The 20,467-nt window shown below is 64.8% G+C and carries 23 protein-coding genes; 14 read left to right on the plus strand and 9 right to left on the minus strand.

What is annotated here, in order from left to right:
- Positions 1 to 62: 62 nt before the first annotated feature.
- On the minus strand, positions 63 to 1,448 hold the full coding sequence (gene chrA, locus JJE66_RS17175; protein ID WP_200515504.1) for a chromate efflux transporter: 1,386 nt from the start codon (positions 1,446 to 1,448) through the stop codon (positions 63 to 65).
- Positions 1,448 to 2,266 carry a chromate resistance protein ChrB domain-containing protein gene (locus tag JJE66_RS17180; RefSeq protein WP_200515505.1) on the minus strand — a complete coding sequence of 273 codons (819 nt, stop codon included), beginning with the start codon at positions 2,264 to 2,266 and terminating at the stop codon, positions 1,448 to 1,450. Before JJE66_RS17180 ends, chrA begins: the two co-directional genes overlap by 1 nt.
- A 242-nt stretch (positions 2,267 to 2,508) precedes the next feature.
- Between JJE66_RS17180 and JJE66_RS17185 the strand changes: the two genes are divergently transcribed.
- Entirely contained in the window at positions 2,509 to 3,351 is an 843-nt protein-coding gene (locus JJE66_RS17185; RefSeq protein WP_200515506.1) for an N-acyl homoserine lactonase family protein, read from the plus strand.
- An 8-nt stretch (positions 3,352 to 3,359) separates the two neighbouring features.
- On the opposite strand, the gene JJE66_RS17190 is transcribed toward JJE66_RS17185, so the two are convergent.
- Together JJE66_RS17190 and JJE66_RS17195 are read right to left on the minus strand one after the other, a co-directional pair.
- The gene (locus tag JJE66_RS17190; RefSeq protein ID WP_200515507.1) at positions 3,360 to 3,548 is read right to left on the minus strand and encodes a hypothetical protein; all 189 of its coding nucleotides are present in this window, start codon (positions 3,546 to 3,548) and stop codon (positions 3,360 to 3,362) included.
- Between the two features lie 31 nt (positions 3,549 to 3,579).
- Positions 3,580 to 4,737 carry an MFS transporter gene (locus JJE66_RS17195; protein ID WP_200515508.1) on the minus strand — a complete coding sequence of 386 codons (1,158 nt, stop codon included), beginning with the start codon at positions 4,735 to 4,737 and terminating at the stop codon, positions 3,580 to 3,582.
- Positions 4,738 to 4,892: 155 nt separating this feature from the next.
- Here JJE66_RS17195 and JJE66_RS17200 point away from each other — a divergent pair, with 155 nt between their 5' ends.
- Positions 4,893 to 6,152, plus strand: coding sequence for an adenylate/guanylate cyclase domain-containing protein (locus tag JJE66_RS17200; protein ID WP_200515509.1), 1,260 nt, complete (start codon positions 4,893 to 4,895; stop codon positions 6,150 to 6,152).
- Here the strand turns inward: JJE66_RS17200 and JJE66_RS17205 are convergent.
- Entirely contained in the window at positions 6,149 to 7,393 is a 1,245-nt protein-coding gene (locus JJE66_RS17205; RefSeq protein ID WP_200515510.1) for an MFS transporter, read from the minus strand. The genes JJE66_RS17200 and JJE66_RS17205 overlap by 4 nt on opposite strands.
- Before the next feature lie 168 nt (positions 7,394 to 7,561).
- On the opposite strand from JJE66_RS17205, the gene JJE66_RS17210 reads away from it, so the two are divergent.
- On the plus strand, positions 7,562 to 8,914 hold the full coding sequence (locus JJE66_RS17210; protein WP_200515511.1) for an Nramp family divalent metal transporter: 1,353 nt from the start codon (positions 7,562 to 7,564) through the stop codon (positions 8,912 to 8,914).
- Positions 8,915 to 8,918: 4 nt separating this feature from the next.
- On the opposite strand, the gene JJE66_RS17215 is transcribed toward JJE66_RS17210, so the two are convergent.
- From JJE66_RS17215 to hemB, 4 genes are all read right to left on the minus strand, one after another.
- The gene (locus tag JJE66_RS17215; RefSeq protein WP_200515512.1) at positions 8,919 to 9,266 is read right to left on the minus strand and encodes a hypothetical protein; all 348 of its coding nucleotides are present in this window, start codon (positions 9,264 to 9,266) and stop codon (positions 8,919 to 8,921) included.
- A gap of 73 nt (positions 9,267 to 9,339) precedes the next feature.
- The gene (locus JJE66_RS17220) at positions 9,340 to 10,116 is read right to left on the minus strand and encodes an arginyltransferase (protein WP_200515513.1); all 777 of its coding nucleotides are present in this window, start codon (positions 10,114 to 10,116) and stop codon (positions 9,340 to 9,342) included.
- A gap of 119 nt (positions 10,117 to 10,235) precedes the next feature.
- Positions 10,236 to 10,787 (minus strand): RDD family protein, encoded by a 552-nt coding sequence (locus tag JJE66_RS17225; protein ID WP_200515514.1) that lies wholly within the window; start codon positions 10,785 to 10,787, stop codon positions 10,236 to 10,238.
- A gap of 120 nt (positions 10,788 to 10,907) precedes the next feature.
- Positions 10,908 to 11,966, minus strand: coding sequence for a porphobilinogen synthase (gene hemB / locus JJE66_RS17230; RefSeq protein ID WP_200515515.1), 1,059 nt, complete (start codon positions 11,964 to 11,966; stop codon positions 10,908 to 10,910).
- Between the two features lie 139 nt (positions 11,967 to 12,105).
- Between hemB and JJE66_RS17235 the strand changes: the two genes are divergently transcribed.
- From JJE66_RS17235 to thiL, 11 genes are all read left to right on the plus strand, one after another.
- Positions 12,106 to 12,600 carry a DUF6163 family protein gene (locus tag JJE66_RS17235; protein ID WP_200515516.1) on the plus strand — a complete coding sequence of 165 codons (495 nt, stop codon included), beginning with the start codon at positions 12,106 to 12,108 and terminating at the stop codon, positions 12,598 to 12,600.
- Between the two features lie 490 nt (positions 12,601 to 13,090).
- Positions 13,091 to 13,609, plus strand: a complete 519-nt coding sequence (ldtR, locus tag JJE66_RS17240) for a transcriptional regulator LdtR (protein WP_027529973.1) — start codon at positions 13,091 to 13,093, stop codon at positions 13,607 to 13,609.
- 198 nt (positions 13,610 to 13,807) lie between these two features.
- Positions 13,808 to 14,044: a hypothetical protein gene (locus JJE66_RS17245; RefSeq protein WP_200515517.1), complete on the plus strand. Its 237-nt coding sequence runs from the start codon at positions 13,808 to 13,810 to the stop codon at positions 14,042 to 14,044.
- 37 nt (positions 14,045 to 14,081) lie between these two features.
- Positions 14,082 to 14,303, plus strand: a complete 222-nt coding sequence (locus tag JJE66_RS17250) for a hypothetical protein (protein ID WP_200515518.1) — start codon at positions 14,082 to 14,084, stop codon at positions 14,301 to 14,303.
- Positions 14,304 to 14,612: 309 nt separating this feature from the next.
- Positions 14,613 to 15,911 carry a serine hydroxymethyltransferase gene (glyA, locus tag JJE66_RS17255; RefSeq protein ID WP_200515519.1) on the plus strand — a complete coding sequence of 433 codons (1,299 nt, stop codon included), beginning with the start codon at positions 14,613 to 14,615 and terminating at the stop codon, positions 15,909 to 15,911.
- Between the two features lie 32 nt (positions 15,912 to 15,943).
- Entirely contained in the window at positions 15,944 to 16,426 is a 483-nt protein-coding gene (gene nrdR / locus JJE66_RS17260; RefSeq protein ID WP_200515520.1) for a transcriptional regulator NrdR, read from the plus strand.
- Positions 16,423 to 17,571 (plus strand): bifunctional diaminohydroxyphosphoribosylaminopyrimidine deaminase/5-amino-6-(5-phosphoribosylamino)uracil reductase RibD, encoded by a 1,149-nt coding sequence (ribD, locus tag JJE66_RS17265; protein ID WP_200515521.1) that lies wholly within the window; start codon positions 16,423 to 16,425, stop codon positions 17,569 to 17,571. Before nrdR ends, ribD begins: the two co-directional genes overlap by 4 nt.
- A 1-nt stretch (position 17,572) precedes the next feature.
- Complete coding sequence (locus JJE66_RS17270) at positions 17,573 to 18,196, plus strand: riboflavin synthase (protein ID WP_200515522.1); 624 nt, start codon at positions 17,573 to 17,575, stop codon at positions 18,194 to 18,196.
- Between the two features lie 74 nt (positions 18,197 to 18,270).
- The gene (ribH, locus tag JJE66_RS17275) at positions 18,271 to 18,762 is read left to right on the plus strand and encodes a 6,7-dimethyl-8-ribityllumazine synthase (RefSeq protein WP_200515523.1); all 492 of its coding nucleotides are present in this window, start codon (positions 18,271 to 18,273) and stop codon (positions 18,760 to 18,762) included.
- Positions 18,763 to 18,765: 3 nt separating this feature from the next.
- Entirely contained in the window at positions 18,766 to 19,263 is a 498-nt protein-coding gene (gene nusB, locus JJE66_RS17280; protein WP_200515524.1) for a transcription antitermination factor NusB, read from the plus strand.
- Positions 19,264 to 19,402: 139 nt separating this feature from the next.
- Positions 19,403 to 20,401: a thiamine-phosphate kinase gene (gene thiL, locus JJE66_RS17285; RefSeq protein ID WP_200515525.1), complete on the plus strand. Its 999-nt coding sequence runs from the start codon at positions 19,403 to 19,405 to the stop codon at positions 20,399 to 20,401.
- The last annotated feature ends 66 nt before the right edge of the window (positions 20,402 to 20,467 follow it).

Raw genomic sequence — 20,467 nt, forward strand, 5'->3', positions numbered from 1 at the left:
GGGCGTCAACGCCGGCTCCTGATGGCAAGTCAGATGCGACGAGCCCACGCGTAGTACATGCCCTAGATCACCCCGACCATCCGCAACGCCAAACCCGCCGCGCAGCTGCCTGCCAGCACCGTCAGCATACCCAGCTTAAACCGGAAGATCGCAGTCGCGGCCGCGATCGCCAGCACGAGTGCCGGAATATCGACGCTGGTCAGCACCGGTCTATCGAAGTCCAGCGGAAACGCGTGTACCGGCACGGTCTCGCGGAACAGCGTGTGCAGCGCGAACCAGATCGAGAGGTTGAGGATCACGCCGACGACGGCGGCGGTGATCGCGCTGAGTGCGCCGGCAAGGCCCTTGTTGCCGCGCAGGCGCTCGACATAGGGCGCGCCGACGAAGATCCAGAGGAAGCAGGGCGTGAAGGTGACCCAGGTCGCGAGCAGACCGCCGAGCGTCGCGGCGAGCATCGGCGATAGTCCGCCCGGGTCGCGATAGGCGGCCATGAAGCCCACGAACTGAAGCACCATGATCAGCGGGCCCGGCGTGGTCTCGGCCATGCCGAGGCCGTCCAGCATCTCGTGCGGCTTGAGCCAGTGATAATGCTCGACCGCTTGCTGGGCGACGTAGGCCAGCACCGCATAGGCGCCGCCGAAGGTGACCAGCGCCATCTTCGAGAAGAACAGCGCGATCTGGCTGAACACGCTGGCTTGGCCGAGCGCGAGGAGCAGCGCGATCACGGGTACCAGCCATAGCGCGAGCCAGAGCGCACCGACGCGGATTGCGCGCGCCGTATTGGCGCGGACGTGATCGGGCACGGCGTCACCGAGCATGCTGTCGATCGCGGCGCTGCTACCGCCATGGCCGTGACTGGCAGGCGCGAACTCCGGCCAGCCCGCCCGCGCACCCGCATAGCCGATCACGCCGGCAGCAATAATGATGATCGGGAAGGGGACCTCAAAGAAGAAGATCGCGACGAAGGCGATTGCGGCGAGCCCGATCATGATGCGGTTCTTCAGCGCGCGCTTGCCGACGCGCACCACGGCCTCGACCACGATGGCGAGCACGGCGGCCTTCAGGCCGAAGAACAGCGCCTCGACGAAGCTGACATTGCCGAACGCGGCGTAGATATAGCTCAGGCCCATGATGGCTATGATGCCGGGCAGGATGAACAGCCCGCCCGCCATCAGCCCACCAGCGGTGCGATGCATCAGCCAGCCGACATAGGTCGCGAGCTGCTGCGCCTCGGGTCCCGGCAGCAGCATGCAGTAGTTCAGCGCATGCAAAAAGCGGCCTTCGGAAATCCAGTTCTTCTCCTCGACCAAAATGCGATGCATCACCGCGATCTGGCCCGCGGGCCCGCCAAAGCTGAGGCAGGCGACGCGGAGCCAGACGCGGAAAGCTTCACCGAAGCTGATGCCGTGACCGGCATCAGCTCTCGTTTGATTGGCGCGGATATCCATTACGCCTTCACTTTGTTGGTCGGCCAGTTGTGGGTCTCGCCCGTGGCGTCGCGGCACCAGCGATAGAAAGCGTCGTAGAGCAGCATACCGGCCTCGAGCTGTTCGAGGTCGTCATCGTACATCCGCGATAGCCCGAGCGAGGCCGCCAGCAGTCCGGGCGCTTCCGGTGCGAGGTCCGGCCGCGCGGTGTCGGCGCCGCGTACCAATGTCGCGAGCCGGAGCAGGGCCGGGGTCGCGATCCCGAATTCCTCGATCATGACGTCGAAGGTGCAGAGTTCGCCTCGGTGGCTCCAGAACACGTTCTCGATGTCGAAGGGCGCGGCTTTGAAGCGCTCGCCGACGGCGACCACCTCGGACGGGGCCACATAGAGAAACACCGCGTTGGGATCGACGAAACGGCGGATTAGCCAGGGACAGGCGATACGGTCGACCTTCGGCCGCGCCCGCGTCACCCAGACGGTGCGTCCGTTGGCGTCGCGCGGTGGCAACTTGCGAGTGTCGAGCAGCGGCAGCTTTGCCGCCTTCCAGCCCTCGAAGCCGCCTTCCAGCGTTTCAGCCTCGGCGCCGAGCTGGCGGAGCCAGGCCGCCGTGCCCTGCGCGAGCTTCTCGCCGCGGAAGCACGAGACAATGGCCCGGCGGCCGGCGAAGTCGCCGCCCCATTCCGCAACGGACTCGTGGCTGAGCTTGATGGAGCCGGGGATCAACCGCCGGTCGGCGGCAAAATCCTCATCGGTCCGTACATCGATCAGGACGGGAGCATTGGCTGTGCCGATCAGGCGCGCCAATTTGTCGGATGATATGGTCGTGAAAGTTGACATGATGCGTCCTCGAAAAATCGAACGGGACGCGATTCTTGGGCATGTCGCCTCGTGGGGAGATCGCTCGATCCCCATGCCGCTGATTACATCGAAATCGCGGCCCCCTGTCAATCGCCGGTTTCATTGGCATCGAACGTTAGAAAGATATGCCGCTGCGCCCTATAGTGTGTGGAGGCGGAATTGTGCGGCGAGCTCGGGGTTGATCCTCGGTCGCAGCAGGCAGGCGCTCAAGGAGGGACCAGATGACACCCAAGATCATGTCCAGGATCACGCTCGCTCTCGCCGTCGCCGCATTGACACTGTCCGGTTACACCGCGGTCGCTCAGTCGGAAAAATCGGGTGTCGAAAAGCTCTACATCCTCAATTGCGGCGAGGGCGTCGCCGGTGATATCGCGCGCTGGTCACCCGGGGTGAACGAAGGTCAGTCGATGGACTTCGTCGACACCTGCTATCTCATCAAGCACAAGCAACGCTGGTTCCTGTGGGACACCGGTATCCCCGACGCGGTCGCCGCGATGCCGAACGGACTTGCGCCTGCCGATCCCAAGGCCGTGACCTGGAGGCGGCCGAAGACGCTCGCTGCGCAGCTCGAGCAGATCGGCGTCAAGCCCGCCGATATCAAGGCAGTGGGCATCTCGCACACGCATCCCGATCACATCGGCAATGTCGAGATGTTCCCGCAGGCGACGCTCTACTTGCAGAAGGCCGAATATGATTGGCCGGGTGCCAATAACGAGCCGCGCTTCAAGCCCGCGCATCCCGTCGAGCTATTGTCGGGCGACAAGGACATGTTCGGCGACGGCAGCATCACCATCCTCTCGACGCCCGGCCACACGCCAGGACATCAGTCGCTGCTGGTGAAGCTGCCGAAGACCGGCGCGGTGGTGCTCTCCGGCGATGCCGTTCATTTCAGGGATAATTGGGACAACCGCCGCGTGCCCAGCATCAATGCCAACAAGGAACAGACTGTGGCCTCGATGCAGAAGATCGCCGATACGCTGACCAAGGAGAAGGCGCAGCTGTGGATCAACCACGACAAGGCTCAGCGCGACGGCCAGAAGATGTCGCCGGAGTTCTACGATTGAGGTTCGGATCAGCTTTTCGGCGCGGTGACCGGCGGGCTCGCGTTGGGCGTGTTCTTCGGCTTCAGCGTGCCCGCATAGAACGAGAGCAGCCACACCAGCAGGATGGCAAGGAGGTAGACGCCCCAGGCCTGCGGCGGCGTCATGGCCCAGCGCAGGAGGCCTTTGAACGTGCGGGGCGGGCTTTTGTCGTCGGTCATGCTGCGCTTGTGCGCGAAACCGCCGGCGCGGTCAATCCGGCCGCTTCTCGGCGCGGATCAGGAACAGTGCGGCCAGCGCTGAGAGGCTGAGAGCGGACGAGACCATCAGCACCCTGGTTCCCATGATTTCGATGAGCAGGCCGAAGGCCAGCGGCGCCACCGCCTGCGCCATTCGCGCCGGTGCGCCGATGATGCCGAGGCGATAACCAAAGTCTTTCGGGCCGAAGATCGACAGCGGCAACGTTCCCCGGGCAATCGTCAAAATGCCGTTGCCGGAGCCGTGCAGCAGCGCAAAGGCGATCGCGGCAGGCGCGCCGAAGATGGCGATGACGGCGGCTCCGATCGGGTGGGTAAGGCAGGCAAGCCGGGTCGACCACAGCGGATGGAAGCGGCTCAGAAAGCCCGCTTCGAGGATGCGCGCGACCACCTGCGCCGGTCCGATCAGCGCGCCGGCCGCGATCGCCTCGACATGCGTTGCGCCTGTTGCCTCCAGGATGCGCGGGAAATGCACGGCCATGGCGCCGGTGACGGTCCAGACTGCGGCGAAGACGAAGGCGAGCAGGATCATGGTGCGGTCGAGCGGCACGTGCGGCCTCTCCGCCGTTGCCGCAGCTTGCTTGGCGCCCTTGATCGCCGGCAGCATGAAGAAATTGAGAGGCAGGCCGATCAGGATGTTGGCGGCGGCCCAGGCGAAACACGTGTCGCGCCAGCCGATATGGGCAAGCCCCCAGGCGGTCAGGGGCCAGCCGACCGTCGAGGCGAAGCCCGCCATCAGCGTGATTCCGGTAATAGGCCTGCGCGCCTCGGTGCCGTAGATGCGGCCCAGCGCAGCGAAGGCGGCGTCGTAAAGCCCCATCGCCATGCCGAGGCCGAGCAAGAGCCAGGCGAACGCCATCACGGCCACTGACTGCGAGACCCCGAGCAGCACGAGGCCGGCGGCAATGGTCAGGTTCGAGGCCGACAGCACCTGCCGCCCGCCGACGAGATCGATCTGCCGGCCGATACGCGGCCCCAGCATTGCGGAGATCACGAGCGAGGCCGAGAACGCGCCAAAGATCCAGTTGGTGGAGATACCGAGGTCGTGCGCCATTGGATCCGCAAGCAGGGCCGGCAAATAATAGCTGGAAGCCCAGGCCAGGGTCTGCGTCGTGCCGAGCGCCAGGATGATGGGAAGCTGGCGCTGGCTCATGTCTCTGTATTTCTGATCGGCGGAGTCATCATTTGCATTTGCGGCCCGAGGCGAGAGCGCGTCAACAGCGTCCGCGACATATTCGACCTGCTGCGGGCGGGAGCCTTGGTTGTGCTCGGCCTTTCGCTCGTCACGAATGCACGCCATAATGGCGTATGCAAATAACCTCGCGCCTTGCGCTGATGAACTGGCTGACCGGCCAGGGGCTCACCGGCCTGCCTGAAAACGAGCTGCTGCGCGGCTTCTGCGAGCGCTGCCGCGCCGAAGGACTGGAACTCTCTCGCGCGCTCGTGCTGATTGATACGTTGCATCCGATCTATGAGGGGCGCGGCTTTCGCTGGAGCGACGTGCCGAGTAACGAGAGCGACGTCATCGAATACGGCTCGACCGCGGAGGGGGATGCGGCCAAAAACTGGCAGCGTTCGACCTTCTTCCACATGCTCGAGCACGGCCATGACGAGATGCTGGTCGATCTTGCCGATGCTCCCTCGCTGGATTTTTCACAGCTCGGCGAGCTCGCCGAAAACGGGCACCGGCATTATCTCGCCTTCGTGCATCGCTTCGGCGAGACCGGCGCGCTCGGTCAGATGGACTGTCTCTACTCCAACTGGACGACGCGGCGGGAGGCGGGATTTAGCGAACCGGAGCTCGCCGCGCTGCGCGATCTCGTGCCGGTGCTGGGCCTCGCGGTGAAATCGGCCCAACAGGTCGACATCGTGCGCACGCTCGGCCGGGTCTATCTCGGACGCGATGCCTCCGAACAGGTGCTGCGCGGGCGCATCTCGCGCGGCGTCACCGAGCGCATCAACGCCGTGCTGTGGTATTCGGATTTGCGCGGTTCGACTGCAATCAGCGAGAGCATTGGTCCCGACGAGATCATCCCGTTCCTCAACGATTACGCCCAGGCCGTGATCGACGCGATCCACGATGCCGGCGGCGACGTGTTGAAGCTGATCGGCGATGGCGTGCTCGCGATGTTCTGGGGCGAGGATATGGCGGATGCGCGCCGCGCAGCGCTGCGCGCCGAGCACTTGTCTCGCAAGAACGTCGCGGCGCTGAACGTGCGGCGGGAGGCCAACGGCCGGCCGACGACCTCGGCCTATATCGGCCTGCATGTCGGCGAGGTCTTTTACGGCAATATCGGCAGCGAGGACCGGCTCGATTTCACGGTGGTCGGGCCGACCGTCAACGAGGTCAGTCGCATCGCCTCGATGAGCCGTTCGGTCGATCGCGAGCTCTTGGCATCGGCGGAGTTCTACAAGGGCCTCGATGCCGCCGGCCGGCGCTATCTCGTCTCCACCGGCCGCTACGCGCTGCGCGGCATCGGCCGCGCGCAGGATCTCTACACGCTCGATCCCGAAGTCGACGCGAGCGAGCCGGTGACGGGGAGCTACGAGCGGTATCTGGCGAATTAGCACCGCGCCGTCGCTTCATCTCCCACCATGGCCGGCTGCCGATCCAGCGCCACGGCCGGGGACAGCCAGATCACCAGCGCTTGCACGCTGAACACGGCAGCGGCGAGATACAGACACGCTTCCGCACTCCAGAAGCCGCCGACGATCGCGCCCAGCGCCGAGCCGAGCGGGCGGGCGCCATAGCTCATGATGTTGATGGCGGAGACCCGGCCCAGCAAACGCGGCGGCGTCACCGACTGGCGCAAGGTCGTGGTCGAGATCACCCACAGGATCGGCCCGACGCCGAGCAGGAAGAAGCTGAAGCCTGCCAGCCAGGGCGATGGCACCAGCACCGTCAGCGCCATCACCAATGCGGCGACGAAGCCGGTGACCGGGCCGAGCCCGACCACGGTGCCGAAGGCGATGCGCTTCATCACGCGCGTGGCGAACAGCGCGCCGATCACCATGCCGACGCCGTACATCGTCAGCACGGTGCCGACGCCGGCGGCGGTCAGGCCGAGATGGCGCACCGCGTAGGGCACGAACACCGCGATCTGCAGGAACCAGCCGGTGTTGAAGATGAATTGCGTGATGAACACCGGCCGCAGCAGCGGATGGTGAAATACGAAGGCCGCGCCCTCACGGATGTCCTGGAACGGATGGCGGCGTGGCGAGGGCGCACGTGCGGGCTCATAGATGCCGGAGAGCAGCACCACGGCGGTGGCCGAGAGCGCGGCGGCAAAGCCGAACGCCGGGCTCGCGCCCCACCAGCCGACGAGCGCGCCGCCGAGCGCAGGGCCGCTGGCAAAGGCGATGGTGCGCGCAAGCTCGATCCGGGCATTCGCAGCCGGCAGCAGCTCCGTGCTCACGAGCGAGGGCACCAGCGCTGGCGCGGCCACGCTGTAGACGACGGTGCCGCACACGGCCGTGAAGCCGAGCAGCGCCAGCAGCGACAGATTGAGCGCCCCGAGTGCGAGCAAGAGCACGATTGCCGCCAGCGCCGCAGCGCGCAGCGCCTCGGCACCCGCCATCAGCGAGCGCCGGGAGATGCGGTCGGCAAGCAGCCCGGCGGGAATCGCGAACAGGACGAACGGCAATGTGAGGGCGGTCTGGAGCAGGCCGGTCTGGCCTTCCGCCACGCCCAGCGTCAGCACGGCGACGATGGGGGCCGCGGCCAGCGCGACCTGCTCGGCCGACTGCGCCGCGAGATTGGACCAGGCGAGGCGGTTGAAGGTGTCAGGAAGGCGGGGCGGATTTGACATGGCTCATTTCCTGCAAAGTCGGATTGCCGCCAGTATTCGCTTCCGAGGGGGCCAAACCCACCCGCTTCCCGACAGGCCCGACCGCCTCCGGGCCGCGAAGGGAACCGATACGGCCAGATGCAGTTGCAAATGAGTTGCAATAAGACTCGACTCCGGTATTGTGCCAGCATGGATGCCCGATCGCCTGATCTGATCCCCGACACCGCCGGCTGGCGCGCTGACGCGCCGACCCCCAAGAGCCTGGCCGAGGTGAACGCCACGGTGGCCATCCCGGCGGCAGGGGCGTGGTGGCGGCGGCTGCTGGCCTTCGTCGGTCCCGGCTACATGATCTCGGTCGGCTACATGGACCCCGGCAATTGGGCGACCGACCTCGCCGGCGGGTCGAAGTTCGGCTACACGCTGCTCTCGGTCATCCTGCTCTCGAATTTGATGGCGATCCTGCTGCAGTCGCTGGCAGCAAGGCTCGGCATCGTCACCGACCGCGATCTCGCGCAGGCCTGCCGCGCGACCTATTCGCCTGCGGTAAACTTCCTGCTCTGGCTTGCCTGCGAGGCCGCAATCATCGCCTGCGACCTTGCGGAGGTGATCGGCACCGCGATCGCGCTAAAACTGCTGTTCGGCATTCCCCTGGTCGGTGGCGCGCTGATCGCAGCGCTGGACGCCTTCCTGCTTCTCATCCTGATGAACCGCGGCTTCCGTTTCCTCGAAGCCTTCGTCATGGCGCTGCTGGTCGTGATCGCAGTCTGCTTCACGGTCCAGCTTGCCGCGGCAGCGCCGCCGGTTGCCGAGATGCTGAGGGGATTCGTGCCGAAGACCGAGGTCTTCACCAATCCCGAGATGCTCTACATCGCGATCGGCATCATCGGGGCGACCGTGATGCCGCATAATCTCTATCTGCACTCCTCGATCGTGCAGACGCGCGCCTATGAACGCAATGACGAGGGCCGCCGCGAGGCGATCAAATGGGCGACGACGGATTCGACTGTTGCGCTGATGCTCGCGCTGTTCGTCAACGCCGCGATCCTCGTCGTGGCGGCCGCGACCTTCCACACGAGCGGCCATTCCGATGTGGCCGAGATCGGTCAGGCCTTCGAGCTGCTCTCCCCGCTGCTCGGCCTCGGCATCGCGTCGACGCTGTTTGCCATCGCGCTGCTTGCCTCGGGCCTCAACTCCACGGTGACGGCGACGCTCGCCGGCCAGATCGTGATGGAAGGCTTTCTCGACCTGCGCCTGCCGAGCTGGGCGCGGCGGCTGCTGACGCGCGGCATCGCTATCATTCCGGTGATCCTCGTCACCGCGATCTATGGCGAGCGCGGCACCGCGGATCTGCTGGTGTTCAGCCAGGTCGCGCTGTCGATGCAGTTGCCCTTTGCCGTGATCCCGCTGGTTCGTTTCGTCTCCGACCGCCGCAAGATGGGCCAGTTCGCGATACCGGTTTCCGTCGCGGCGATCGCCTGGATCGTCGCAGGCGTGATCGTGGTTCTGAACCTGAAGCTGCTGGCGGATACGCTGTTCGGGTGAATGATCAATGCATGCGGCGACGTCGCGGATCGTAGGGGCTGAACGGGTTCACGTCCAGATCTACGTCTTTCACGCATTGCTGACGCGCACTGTGGCTTGAACCAGCGTACCATTCTCCGGCACGAAGCTCGATGTTGCTCATCTCAGCGACCTTTAGGCATTTCCACTCGCCTGCGTGTGGAAGGCCCTTGCTCGAACCGCCAGCGAATTGAAACGCGAGTGTATATTCCGCGCCGTTCGAATGCCCCAATAAGGCTGGACAGATTGCGCGCGGGTACCCCTGATAGAAGCAGAGCACCTGAAGTCGTTCGGTGATTGCTCTTGCGATCAAATCGTAGTTTTGGCTGGACAAGGATACCCTCCGTATCCCACTCACGCCTTCAGACATGGCAGCGACTTCGATGCGAGACAGACTCGCGTATTCTCTAATCCTGCGGCTCCGACGCAGCGTCGCCCTGCGCATCGATGCGCAGCCAGCCTGAGGGCGCGAGGCGCTGCTGCGGCAGGAAGCGGGCCTTGTAGTCCATCTTCTTGGAGCCTTCGATCCAGTAGCCGAGATAGACGTAAGGCAGCCCTTGCCGGCGGGCGCGGGCGATGTGGTCGAGGATCATGAAGGTGCCCATCGAGCGGCTGACCTGGCCCGGCTCGAAGAACGAGTAGACCATCGAGAGGCCGTCGCTGAGCACGTCGGTGAGCGCGACTGCGATCAGTTCCTCGCCGCGGCCGGTGATGCCGCTGTCGACGCCGCGCTTGCGGTACTCGATGATGCGGGTCTCGACGTGGCTGTCCTCGACCATCATGGCATAGTCGAGCACGGTCATGTCGGCCATGCCGCCATGGCGGTGGCGGGCATCGAGATAGGCGCGGAACACCGAATATTGCTCGGAGGTCGGTACCGCGCTGCGTTGCTCGCCGATGATGTCGGAATTGCGCGCCATCACCTTGCGGAAGTTGCGGGACGGACGGAATTCGTTGGCAACCACCCGGACCGAGACGCAGGCCCGGCACTGATCACAGGCCGGCCGGTAGGCGATCGATTGGCTGCGGCGGAAGCCGCCATGGGTCAGGAGGTCGTTGAGGTCGCCGGCGCGCTCTCCCACGAGGTGCGTAAACACCTTGCGCTCATGCCGGCCCGGCAGATACGGGCAGGGCGAGGGCGCCGTGAGATAAAATTGCGGGGTGTCGCGCGAGTGCTGGGTCAAGGGACGTCGTGGGCCTCCGAAGTGGGTATCAGCATCGCGCTACCAAAGCCCCCGGTCAATCGGTCTGCTGGGCAGGTCAGATCCGTCAGCTTAGTCGATCCTGGTTGATAGGTCCTTGATCAGTAAGTCCTTGCCGCCTGAGGCACTGGCGACCGAACGGAATTGTTGATCACGATCGTCCCCAGCACGAAATCGTGCAGCAGGCGCCGGCGGCCGTTGAACAGGCCGACCAGCACGACGAAGGGCGACAGGAACGACACCGTGACCCAGAACAGCACGGCATGAGTGGCGCCCAGGACGAAATAACCGGGTGCGCCGTACCAAGTGCGCAACTCCAGATCCATCACCCGCATTCCTATCGTCGCAGACGAGGGACCGCCGATGCAGGCGCCGTAATAAACGATGGCCCAGATCACGGAGGCCGGCCAGGCCAGCCAAAACAGCGCCCAGCCGATGCCGAGCGTCACCACCCCGAACACCGCAATGAAGATGTAGCCGAGGATGACGGGGACGGAGATCACGACCATGTCGATCAGGAACGCGAACACCCGCCGCGTCGCGACACCGCGGAACAGCTCAGGGTGCAAATAGGGATCATAGGCGTGAGCCGCGCCGTCACTTCGCCATGCGCCGCCTTGGGAACCTGAATTGCCCGAGTCCGAATACGACATGTCCGCCTCCCAGGAGAAAACTCCCGTGGCAGGACATGGGAACAGGTCATCCCCGTGCCAAGGGCGCGCGGGCGTCAACAAGCCGAAATATTCCGGCGATTCGGGGGCGGACGCGCACGATTACTGCGCTCGCAGCTTCTCCGCCGCCTTGGGTGCGAAATAGCTGAGCACGCCATCGGCGCCGGCGCGCTTGAAGGCGAGCAGGCTTTCCATCATCGCGCGTTCGCCGTCGAGCCAGCCGTTGTTGGCAGCAGCTGCGATCATCGCGTATTCGCCGGAGACCTGGTAGGCGAAGGTCGGCATCGCAAAGGTATCCTTCACGCGGCGGACCACGTCGAGATAGGGCATGCCGGGCTTCACCATCACCATGTCGGCGCCCTCGGAGATGTCGAGCTCGACCTCACGCAGCGCCTCGTCGGTGTTGGCGCTGTCCATCTGGTAGGTGCGCTTGTCGCCGGTCAGCGTCTTGGCCGAGCCGATCGCGTCGCGAAACGGGCCGTAGAAGGCGGAGGCGTATTTCGCCGCGTAGGCCATGATCTGTACGTCGAGCAGGCCGGAATGATCCAGCCCCTCGCGGATCGCGGCGACGCGGCCGTCCATCATGTCCGAGGGCGCGATGATGTCGCAGCCGGCTTCGGCCTGCACCAGCGCCTGACGCACCAGCACCGCAACCGTCTCGTCATTCAGGATTTTGCCGTCCACGATCAGGCCGTCATGGCCGTGGCTGGTGAAGGGGTCGAGCGCGACGTCGCAGAGGATGCCGAGATCGGGAAACTCCTTCTTGATCGCGCGCACCGCCTGGCAGACCAGATTGTTCGGGTTGGTCGCTTCCGAGCCCTCTTCATCGCGCAAGGACGGGTCGGTGTAGGGAAACAGCGCGAGGCAGGGGATCGTCAGCTTCATAGCGCGCTCGGCCTCGCGCACAGCCTGATCGACACTGAGGCGATCGACGCCCGGCATCGAGGCGATCTGCTCGCGCTTGTTGTTGCCGTCGATCAGGAACAGCGGCCAGATCAGATCATCGGTGGTGAGCACGTTCTCGCGCACCATGCGCCGGGCCCATTCGGCCTTGCGGTTGCGGCGCGGGCGGACGGTCAGATCGAGGGCAGGGGAGGCGCTCGCGCCATCCCGGCGCGAAACCTCGCGCAATTCGATCGGACGTCCGTATTTGATCGCCATCACTCTTTCTCCGGCTGGAATTATTCTTATACCAGCTCGCATGGTTCCCGTCACCGCGGCTTGACCTCCCGCAAGGGCAGAATTGGAGCGACTTGGGCTGCGGATTGATTTTGCGGGGCGAAACAGCCAGAAGGGGGCCATGTCCGAGATCTCCACCCGCGATGCGGCCCGCGACGCCAGGGACGCCGTCCGAGACAATGCCAGAGACAACGCAATGTCGGTGGCGGCGATCTCGTCGGAGCGCCCGGAATCCGACGACAATGTCTGGACGCGCCGGCTGGTGCTGTTCCTGCGGGTGATGGCGCTGCTGTCGATCCTCAAGGGCCTCTATCACTGGGCGCAGGTGACGGGCTTCGTTGGCGGCGAGGACGAGGCGTTCGAGAATCAGTCAATGGCCTGGCAGGCCTCGACCATCTACTTTGCGGTGATCGAGCTCGTCGCCGCCGTCGGCCTGTGGCTCGCCACGCCCTGGGGCGCGGTGGTGTGGCTCACGACGGTGGTGTCGATGGCGGTGATCGAGCTGATGTTCCCGGGCATCTATGGCGGCAGCCTGACCGTGGTCGGCGTCGAGGCCTTCATGCTCGCGGCCTATCTCGCGCTCGCCTGGATGGCCGCGCGCGAACGGCCGCCATAGCGATCGCAGTCAACAGTGCAAATTGCTCTCGTACCCCGGACGCAATGCAGCGCGCCGCACTTGCGGCGTGATGCGTTGCAGAGCCGGGGCCCACTCTTTTTACAACCTGTGCTCTGGCTTTCCGGGACACGGGAGCGGAGTTGTATGCGCTTGGTTGACCGCTGGTTGCGTAAAATTCAAGGTAACTTTTCGTTGACCTAGCGCGATCCGCCACAGCTCTTACGCGTGCGTTTCGAAACGGGGCGGGGCTGTTCTGGAATGCGACAGAAGGTGCGGACGGAGGGTGAACAGGACCTTGCGACGGTCAACAGACGGTTGCGAAAAGCCCTTGTGGCACAGGCTTAATCCGCAATTCACTGTCTTAAATTCATGATCTCTTTATTCTCTTATTTAAGCCGATCTTCAAACGCCCCCCTTAAGTTGCACCTATCAGACGGGACACAAGTTTCGTCGAATAAGTGTCGATAAAAACGACAACAGGGGAAGTGTCATGATGAAAGCCGTCGCAACTGCGGCAGATACCGCAGAGCGCGTTTCCGGCCCGCAGGGTTCGGTGCAGTCGCTCTATCTGGAAGCATTGACTCTGGTGGAGCGGCTGCATCGCCGTCTCCTCGACGTGATCAAGGACGAGTTCGATCGTCGTGGCCGCGCCGACATCAATTCCGTGCAGGCGCTCCTGCTCTATAACATCGGCGACAAGGAGCTGACCGCGGGCGAACTGCGCACGCGCGGTTACTATCTCGGCTCCAACGTCTCCTACAATCTGAAGAAGCTCGTCGAGCTCGGCTTCCTCGATCATCAGCGCTCGCGCGTTGACCGTCGCTCGGTGCGCATCCGCCTGACGCCGCAGGGCCAGGAAGTCCGCCGCATCGTCGACAGTCTCTACCAGAAGCACGTCAAGACCGTGGAACAGGTCGGCGGCATCTCTGGCGAGGAGTTTTCGACCCTTAACAAGTCGCTGCACCGCCTCGAGCGGTTCTGGACCGACCAGATCCTGTATCGGCTCTGAGCTTTCCAAGGGATTTGGCCAAGCCGGCCCACTACAAGACCGGCAAGCCTTTCCTGAACGTGCCTGACTTCCCCAAGCGCGCCGGCCCGGATTGTCCCGGACCGGTGCGTTTTGTCGTCTCGCGATTGCGAAAAAATCAACCTCCCGAACGGAACCAGTTCCCTTCCTCGCGGTTATCTCTCCGGATCGGAGGATGCGATGCTGGTCGAACGCGGGTTGCAGGCTATGAGCGTCGAGCTCGTGAGCGACGCTTACGCCATCGCTGCGAACTACCTGCGCCGCTCCGGCGCGATCCCCGACACGCTCGTCACTAATGAGCGCCTGCTTGAGATCATCATCAAGCTGCTCCAGCACGGCGAATTCAACAAGATCAGGCTCGCCAACAAGGCCATCGCCAGGTTCGAGGCCCAGTCCGAGGCACGTGCGGTTGCTTGATCGAAACTCCCAAAACATCGACGAACCAGAGGGTGCCATGGAAGCCGCCATTGACCGCATCATGCAGACCTATGACCTGCTCGCCAATCGCACGTCCGCGGCGAGCGCGGAGGCGCGGGCCAAGGTGACGAACTACCTCAACACCCTGATGGAAGCTGGAGAGAATGACCCCCACCGGTTGACGGTTTGCGGCCTGACCTATCTGCGTCAGCTCGATGGCAGCGTTGATCCCGTGAAGGCAGGGTATACCGGCCTGTAGACGGGGCGGAGGGCGGCGCCCGACAGGCTCTACCGGGAGCCCGATGGGCGGGCCCATCCTGAGATCCCAGAAATCACCCCCTACGGTCGTTAACGGAGTGCCGATCCGCGGCTGAGCCGGGCAGTCCCGTAGGCTTGCGGGCCTCGAAGTCCCTGCGACCCCACCATATCTGGCATAATTCCCGTGTCCGACCCGCAACTACTTGGCCGGGGGCGGGCGATGTGGTAGATCGCGCTCGCCGCTTCCGATCGCCACACCAGACCCGTCCGTAGCCCGCCAAAAGGCTGCGGCGGTGGAGATATTCGCAAGATGACCTTCGCCAAAACCGCCTCCGCGCCCGATTCGTTTTTCACCGCCTCGCTCGTCGAGGCTGACCCGGAAATCGCCGCCGCCATCAAGGGCGAGCTCGGCCGTCAGCGCCATGAGGTTGAGCTGATCGCCTCCGAGAACATCGTCAGCCGTGCCGTGCTGGAAGCGCAGGGTTCGGTGATGACCAACAAATACGCGGAGGGTTATCCGGGCGCGCGCTATTACGGTGGTTGTGAGTGGGTCGACGTCGCCGAGAACCTCGCGATCGATCGCGCCAAGAAGCTGTTCGGCGCCAACTTCGCCAATGTGCAGCCGAACTCCGGCAGCCAGATGAACCAGGCGGTGTTCCTGGCGCTGCTCCAGCCCGGCGACACCTTCATGGGCCTCGATCTCGCGGCCGGCGGCCATCTCACTCACGGCTCGCCCGTCAACATGAGCGGCAAGTGGTTCAAGGCCGCGCACTACACCGTGCGCCGCGAAGACCAGATCATCGACATGGACGCGGTCGCCAAGCAGGCCGAAGAGGTCAAGCCGAAGCTGATCGTCGCCGGCGGCTCGGCCTATTCGCGCGCCTGGGATTTCAAGCGTTTCCGCGAGATCGCGGACTCGGTTGGCGCGTACCTTCTGGTCGACATGGCGCACTTCGCAGGCCTCGTCGCCGGCGGCGTTCATGCTTCGCCGGTGCCGCATGCTCACATCACGACGACGACGACGCACAAATCGCTGCGTGGCCCGCGCGGCGGCTTGATGCTCTGGAATGACGAGACGCTGACCAAGAAATTCAACTCGGCGATCTTCCCGGGCCTGCAGGGCGGCCCGTTGATGCACGTGATCGCGGCAAAGGCGGTCGCTTTTGCCGAGGCGCTGCGGCCGGACTTCAAGATCTATGCGAAGAACGTCGTCGAGAACGCCAAGGCGCTGGCCGAGACGCTGAAGGGCCACGGCCTCGACATCGTCTCCGGCGGCACCGACAATCATCTGATGCTGGTCGATTTGCGTCCGAAGGGTCTGAAGGGCAACGCCTCGGAGAAGGCGCTGGTCCGCGCGGCGATCACCTGCAACAAGAACGGCATTCCGTACGACCCTGAGTCACCGTTCGTCACCTCCGGTATTCGCTTGGGTACGCCGGCGGCGACGACCCGCGGCTTTGGCGTTGCCGAATTCCAGCAGGTCGGCGGCATGATCGCCGAGGTCCTGAACGCGATCGCGCAGTCCTCCGACGGCAAGGCGCCGCTGGTCGAGGCCGCGATCAAGGAACGGGTCAAGGCGCTCACCGACCGCTTCCCGATCTATCAGTAAGAGGCCAAGTCTCAAAGGAACAAGGCAAACGGATGCGCTGCCCGAACTGCAACAGTCTCGATACGCAGGTAAAGGACTCGCGTCCGACCGAGGATTCTGCCGTCATTCGCAGGCGGCGCGTGTGCGTCGCCTGCAATTTCCGCTTCACCACCTTCGAGCGCGTGCAACTGCGCGAACTCACCGTGATCAAGCGCAACGGCCGCCGTGTGCCGTTCGACCGCGACAAGTTGATGCGCTCGGTGTCGATCAGCTTGCGCAAGCGGCAGGTCGAACCGGAGCGGGTGGAGAAGATGGTCTCCACCATCGTGCGCGAGCTCGAGACCGGGGGCGAGGCCGAAATCTCCTCCGAGGTGATCGGCGAGACCGTGATGGAGCATCTGCGCACGCTCGACGACGTCGCCTATGTGCGCTTTGCCTCGGTCTACCGCAATTTCCGCGAGGCCAAGGATTTCGCCGACGTGCTTGGCGAACTCTCTGGTGAGGAGGAAGCGCGGCTCGCCGCGATCCGCAAATGATCTTCCGCATCCTGGAAGATCAGTTCGCGCAGAAGATCCGAGAGACCAAGGACGCCGATCGCCGCTTCATGCAGCTTGCCCTTTCGCTCGGCCGGCGCGGGCAGGGGCGCACCTGGCCGAACCCGGCAGTGGGCGCCGTCATCGTCAAGGACGGTGTCATCCTCGGCCGCGGCTGGACTCAACCTGGTGGGCGGCCGCATGCCGAGCCTGAAGCGTTACGACGGGCGGGCCAGGCGGCGCGCGGCGCCACGCTCTATGTCACGCTCGAACCCTGCTCGCACTTCGGCAAGTCGCCGCCCTGCGCCGACGCGGTGATCGCGGCGGGCATCGAACGGGTGGTGGCGGCGATCGAGGATCCCAATCCGGAGGTGGCGGGGCAGGGCCATGCGCGCTTGCGCGCTGCCGGCATCAATGTGGATGTGGGCCTATGCGCGGCGGAGGCCGCGTTCGACCACGCCGGGCATTTCCGTCGCATCCGCGATCACCGTCCGCACGTCATCCTGAAGCTCGCGGTCTCGCCCGATGGCAAGATCGCCGCCGCCGGCGGCAAGCCGCTCGCGATCACCGGCGAGGCCGTGCGCAACCGTGTGCATCTCCTGCGCGCCTCGAGCGATGCCATCCTGGTCGGCATCGGCACGGTGCTGGCGGACGATCCGCAGCTCAATTGCCGCCTGCCGGGCATGGCGGCGCGCTCGCCGGTGCGCGTGGTGCTCGACCGGAGCCTGCGCATCCCCGCATCGAGCCAGCTCGTGCGCTCTGCGCGCGAGACGCCGCTTTGGGTGATCGGCTCGGAGCTGGCCGAAGCGGCCGCCGCGACCCGCCTTGGCGCTGCCGGCACGCAAATCATGCGCATGCCGCGGAACAGTGCATCCGGGCTCGATCTTCCGGCTGTGCTGCATGCCCTGGCCGAGAAGGGCATCACGCGGCTGATGGTCGAAGGCGGCAGCCGTGTTGCGGCGTCTTTCGTTTCCGCCGACCTCGTCGACGAGATCTGGCTGTTCCGCGGAACGGAAGAGGTGGGTTCTGGCGGCGTGGATGCGCTCGATGCATTGCCCCTGTCGAAAATCACGCAGTCGCAGGCCTACAAGGTTCATGCTAGCGAGACATTCGATCACGATACTCTCACCATCTACGAGCGCGCCTAACATGTTCACCGGCATTGTCACCGATATCGGCGAGATCGTCAGCTTCACGCCTGTGGCGCAGGGGCAGTTGCACCGGCTGCGCATCGCCTGCCGCTACGATCAGGCCACCATCGCCGACGGCGCCTCCATCGCCTGCAACGGCGTCTGCCTGACTGTCGTCGCTTCGGGCGTCGAAGGAAGTAAAGACCCGAGTAGCGGGACTTGGTTCGACGTCCATGCCGCCGCCGAGACGCTGGCGCTGACGACGGCGAAGCACTGGAAGCTGGGCACGAAGCTCAATCTCGAGCGAGCGCTCAAGATCGGCGACGAGCTCGGTGGCCATATCGTCGCGGGCCATGCCGACGGCATCGCAACCAGCGTCAGCCGCGAGGACCTGCCCGAGATGGCGCGGTTCGAACTCTCCACCACGCGGGAGCTGGCGCGGTTCATCGCCACCAAGGGCTCGATCACGCTCGACGGCGTTTCGCTGACGGTTAATACGGTGAAGGACGTGACCTTTTCGGTGCTGATCATCCCGCACACGCTGACGGTCACGACGATCGGCGGCTGGAAGACGGGCACTGAGGTCAATATCGAGGTCGATTTGATGGCCCGCTACGCGGCGCGGCTGACGGAAATGAAGTGACGGCCTCTTTAAACTTGGCTTGCAGGCTCACGGCGTCTACATAACGGCCGACCCAGAATAGACGGATTGAGACGATGGCAGACGCGCGGCGCGCACCCCTGAAGGACCAGACCGACATTTCCGGCGCGCGTGCGCTGATTGTCGAGGCGCGGTTCTACGACGATCTCCAGGACGCGCTTCTGGACGGCGCGGTGACTGAGCTGAAGGCGGCCGGCCTGACCCATGACGTCATCACGGTTCCCGGCGCGCTGGAAATCCCGGCTGCGGTCGCCATCGCGGTCGATGCGGCTGCGGCGAATGGCAAGCCCTATGACGCGGTCGTGGCGCTCGGCTGCGTGATCCGCGGCGACACCATTCATTTCGAGATCGTCTCGCAGGAATCCTCGCGCGCGCTGATGGATCTCGCGGTTTCGCGAAAGCTGCCGCTCGGCAACGGCATCCTCACCGTCAACAATGAGGACCAGGCCTGGGCGCGGGCGCGCGCCAGCGAGCTCAACAAGGGCGGCGACGCCGCGCGCGCCGCACTCGCGATGTTGCGCATCAAACGCTGCATGGCGCGGGCCTGAGCGATGGCTGACAACAGCAAAAAGCCGGCGGGGCTTACGGAGAAGAAGGCGAACCGGCGCGGTGCGGCACGGCTCGCAGCCGTCCAGGCGCTGTATCAGATGGACATCGCCGGTGCCGGCATCAACGACATCTTTGCGGAGTTCGAGAGCCATTGGCTCGGTAACGAGGTCGAAGGCGACACTTACCTGCCAGCGGAAGCCGCGTTCTTCCGCGACGTCGTCTCCGGCGTCGTCCGCGACCAGAAGAAGCTCGACCCCCTGATTGACGAGGCGTTGTCGACGGGCTGGCCGCTGAAGCGGATCGAGACAATCTTGCGCGCGGTGTTGCGGGCAGGGGCCTATGAATTGGAGCACCGCAAGGACGTGCCGGGCCGCGTCGTAATCTCCGAATATGTCGACGTTGCCAATGCCTTCGTCGACCGCGAGGAGACCGGCATGGTCAACGCCGTGCTCGACCAGATCGGCCGCCAGTTTCGCGGTGACGAGTTCGGGCGAGGGTAACTCATACGTTCCGCTGTCATCACCCGCGAAGGCGGGTGATCCAGTACGCCGCGGCAGCGGTAATTGATTTCGGGCGTCTCGGCGTACTGGATCGCCCGGTCAAGCCGGGCGATGACAGTGGAGTGTGGGGCTAGCGCCGATGACCAACGCACAAAACCCTTCCGCCGAAGACTCCCTCATCGCGCGCTATTTCAAGCCGCTGGCGACTGATCCCGGTGCGTTCGGGCTGGTCGACGACGCCGCGATCCTGTCGTCATCCGGCGACGACATCGTCGTCACCACCGACGCCGTGGTGCAGGGCGTGCATTATCTTTCCACTGATCCCTCCGACACCATTGCGCGGAAGGCGCTACGGGTGAATCTGTCCGATCTTGCCGCCAAGGGTGCTGCGCCTGCCGGTTTCGTGCTGACATTGGCGCTGCGCAGCAGGGAGGATGCCTGGCTCAGGCCGTTTGCGGATGCGCTCGGCGAGGACGCAAAGAGCTTCGGGTGCCCGCTGCTCGGCGGCGACACCGTGTCGACGCCAGGACCGCAGATGATCTCGATCACCGCCTTCGGCCGCGTGCCGAAGGGACAGATGGTCGGCCGCACCGGCGCAAAACCGGGCGATCGCATCCTGGTGACGGGGACGATCGGCGATGCCGCGCTCGGCCTCGACCTGCTCACGGGCGGCGCGGTCGCCACGGCGCTCGCGGCCGATCCGGCTGCGCGGGAGATGCTGGTCTCGCGCTATCGCGTGCCGCAGCCGCGCAACGTGCTGACGCAGGCCGTGCGCGACCATGCGACGGCAGCGATGGATGTCTCCGACGGGCTCGCCGGTGATCTGACCAAACTCTGTGCGGCGTCCGGCGTCTCGGCCACGGTCAACGTGGCCAGCGTACCCCTCTCGGCTGCGGCGGCCGGCCTGGTCGCGCGCAGCGCTATTTGCGTTGAGACGCTGCTTGCCGGCGGCGACGACTACGAAGTGCTGTGCACGGTACCGCCAGCACAGAGCGATGCGCTGATTGCCGCCGGGCAGGCGGTGGGCCTTGCCGTCACGGCGATCGGCACGATCGTCGCCGGGCATGAGCCGCCGTGCTTTCTGGATGGGCTGGGCCAGGAACTGGTCTTGAAGCGGCTGTCCTATAGCCACTTCTAGAAATTGCGCCGAACCAGCGGCCAAGTTCGTCAGATCAGCCCAAATACCTGCCGAGATCGGCTTTTT

This window comes from Bradyrhizobium diazoefficiens, assembly GCF_016612535.1.
In the GTDB taxonomy this organism is placed as follows: domain Bacteria; phylum Pseudomonadota; class Alphaproteobacteria; order Rhizobiales; family Xanthobacteraceae; genus Bradyrhizobium; species Bradyrhizobium diazoefficiens_C.

Excerpts from the sequence above, each read along its gene's own strand:
- JJE66_RS17225 (WP_200515514.1), bottom strand. The coding sequence starts at position 10,787 with ATGTCGTATTCGGACTCGGGCAATTCAGGTTCCCAAGGCGGCGCATGG.
- JJE66_RS17250 (WP_200515518.1), top strand. The coding sequence starts at position 14,082 with ATGGAAGCCGCCATTGACCGCATCATGCAGACCTATGACCTGCTCGCC.
- nrdR (WP_200515520.1), top strand. The coding sequence starts at position 15,944 with ATGCGCTGCCCGAACTGCAACAGTCTCGATACGCAGGTAAAGGACTCG.
- ldtR (WP_027529973.1), top strand. The coding sequence starts at position 13,091 with ATGATGAAAGCCGTCGCAACTGCGGCAGATACCGCAGAGCGCGTTTCC.
- JJE66_RS17190 (WP_200515507.1), bottom strand. The coding sequence starts at position 3,548 with ATGACCGACGACAAAAGCCCGCCCCGCACGTTCAAAGGCCTCCTGCGC.
- chrA (WP_200515504.1), bottom strand. The coding sequence starts at position 1,448 with ATGGATATCCGCGCCAATCAAACGAGAGCTGATGCCGGTCACGGCATC.
- ribH (WP_200515523.1), top strand. The coding sequence starts at position 18,271 with ATGGCAGACGCGCGGCGCGCACCCCTGAAGGACCAGACCGACATTTCC.
- JJE66_RS17235 (WP_200515516.1), top strand. The coding sequence starts at position 12,106 with ATGTCCGAGATCTCCACCCGCGATGCGGCCCGCGACGCCAGGGACGCC.
- glyA (WP_200515519.1), top strand. The coding sequence starts at position 14,613 with ATGACCTTCGCCAAAACCGCCTCCGCGCCCGATTCGTTTTTCACCGCC.
- hemB (WP_200515515.1), bottom strand. The coding sequence starts at position 11,966 with ATGGCGATCAAATACGGACGTCCGATCGAATTGCGCGAGGTTTCGCGC.
- JJE66_RS17210 (WP_200515511.1), top strand. The coding sequence starts at position 7,562 with ATGGATGCCCGATCGCCTGATCTGATCCCCGACACCGCCGGCTGGCGC.
- JJE66_RS17205 (WP_200515510.1), bottom strand. The coding sequence starts at position 7,393 with ATGTCAAATCCGCCCCGCCTTCCTGACACCTTCAACCGCCTCGCCTGG.
- JJE66_RS17180 (WP_200515505.1), bottom strand. The coding sequence starts at position 2,266 with ATGTCAACTTTCACGACCATATCATCCGACAAATTGGCGCGCCTGATC.
- ribD (WP_200515521.1), top strand. The coding sequence starts at position 16,423 with ATGATCTTCCGCATCCTGGAAGATCAGTTCGCGCAGAAGATCCGAGAG.
- JJE66_RS17185 (WP_200515506.1), top strand. The coding sequence starts at position 2,509 with ATGACACCCAAGATCATGTCCAGGATCACGCTCGCTCTCGCCGTCGCC.
- thiL (WP_200515525.1), top strand. The coding sequence starts at position 19,403 with ATGACCAACGCACAAAACCCTTCCGCCGAAGACTCCCTCATCGCGCGC.
- JJE66_RS17270 (WP_200515522.1), top strand. The coding sequence starts at position 17,573 with ATGTTCACCGGCATTGTCACCGATATCGGCGAGATCGTCAGCTTCACG.
- nusB (WP_200515524.1), top strand. The coding sequence starts at position 18,766 with ATGGCTGACAACAGCAAAAAGCCGGCGGGGCTTACGGAGAAGAAGGCG.
- JJE66_RS17195 (WP_200515508.1), bottom strand. The coding sequence starts at position 4,737 with ATGAGCCAGCGCCAGCTTCCCATCATCCTGGCGCTCGGCACGACGCAG.
- JJE66_RS17245 (WP_200515517.1), top strand. The coding sequence starts at position 13,808 with ATGCTGGTCGAACGCGGGTTGCAGGCTATGAGCGTCGAGCTCGTGAGC.
- JJE66_RS17200 (WP_200515509.1), top strand. The coding sequence starts at position 4,893 with ATGCAAATAACCTCGCGCCTTGCGCTGATGAACTGGCTGACCGGCCAG.